This is a genomic window from Autumnicola patrickiae, from assembly GCF_031846525.1.
Taxonomy (GTDB): domain Bacteria; phylum Bacteroidota; class Bacteroidia; order Flavobacteriales; family Flavobacteriaceae; genus Autumnicola; species Autumnicola patrickiae.
The window spans coordinates 1-938 of record NZ_JAVRHM010000066.1 but is presented as its reverse complement, the minus strand read 5'-3'; the positions used below and the strand labels follow the sequence as shown (position 1 = coordinate 938).

Below are 938 nucleotides of genomic sequence, written 5' to 3'. Positions count from 1 at the left end.
TTTTTATTTTCTTTTCAGTAAAGATGTTTTCGCAAAACGCGGTTAATGATACCGATTTGCGCACTTTAGTTACCCTCCTGGATTATATTTCCAAGGATTATCCAGTAGCGGTGGAGGATGGCAAAATAATCAATCAGTTTGAATTCGCCGAAATGAGCGAGTTTGCAACAAAATCCATTGCACTTCAGGAGGATTTATCACATACAATTAATAACACCAGGTTTGAAAAGCTTCATGAACCTCTGCAGGAATTGCAACAAGCTGTTGCGGACAAAAAGGATCCAGAAGCGATTTCTACAATTGCCTTAAATGTCAAAAACAAAATTCTCGATCTTGGAATTTTGAAAATTACACCTAATCGTTATCCCTCGTTAAAAAATGGAGCCTCCCTGTACCAGAATAATTGCGTGTCCTGTCACGGAGGCAAAGGATATGGGGACGGAGCTTTAGCCGGAAATTTAAATCCTGCACCGACCAATTTCCACGAAGCTCAGTTGTCCCCACTTCAGGCTTACAATGTCATCAAATTGGGGATTGAGGGTACGGGGATGGCTTCTTACAATCGTCTTACAGAAGAAGAGCTTTGGGACTTATCTTTTTACGTGCTGTCACTAAAGCACAATGAAGAAATTTCAAGAGCTCAATTGCCTTCCAATTTGCATCTTGACAGCATCAGCAAATGGAACGATGAAGAATTGCAACATTTTTTGAATAAATCTTTCAGCAATATAACAGTTGGTCAGGTGCGGAATTATGAACCTGAAAGACCTGAACCTCTAAATGTTGCTTTGACCAATCTTGATCTTTCGTATAATGAATATCAAAAAGGCAATAATAAAATTGCTGAAAAATATGCCTTGACATCCTACCTCGAAGGAGTTGAGCTGGTGGAGAATATATTGGGTGCATCTGCGCCTTCATTGGTGAGAGATATTGAG

At 39.7% G+C, this 938-nt stretch carries 1 protein-coding gene; it reads left to right on the top strand.

Going from position 1 to position 938, the window contains the following annotated elements:
• A partial coding sequence (locus RM549_RS19360) for a c-type cytochrome (RefSeq protein ID WP_311687763.1) occupies window positions 1-938 on the top strand: 938 nt, incomplete at both ends.